We start from the raw sequence: 295 nt of genomic DNA, 5'->3' as shown, positions 1-295 counted from the left end.
ACGTTTTCCGGCAAGGCGGAGAAGCGCCTGCTGCGGGAAGAAGCGGCACGTGCCCTGGAGGAGCTGTTCGCCAAGGCGAACCAGGAAGGCATCCAGTTGTACGGCGTCTCCGGTTACCGCTCGTACCACACGCAAAAGGTCCTGTACGAAGGCTACGTGAAAACCCAGGGAGCGGAGCACGCGGCCCGCTACAGCGCCCTGCCGGGGAAAAGCGAACACCAGACCGGCCTCGCTATCGACGTAGCCGGCTCCGATCGCAGCACCTTGCTGGAAGAGCCGTTTGCCAACACGCGGG

1 protein-coding gene is annotated in these 295 nt (G+C 64.1%); it reads left to right on the top strand.

What is annotated here, in order from left to right; translation table 11 throughout:
- The coding region (locus LD028_RS08735; protein ID WP_237811583.1) for a M15 family metallopeptidase at positions 1-295 on the top strand (295 nt) is incomplete at both ends.

It is taken from the genome of Anoxybacillus sp. LAT27 (assembly GCF_022030075.1).
In the GTDB taxonomy this organism is placed as follows: domain Bacteria; phylum Bacillota; class Bacilli; order Bacillales; family Anoxybacillaceae; genus Anoxybacillus; species Anoxybacillus kestanbolensis.
This window is presented reverse-complemented; position numbering and strand designations above follow the sequence as displayed.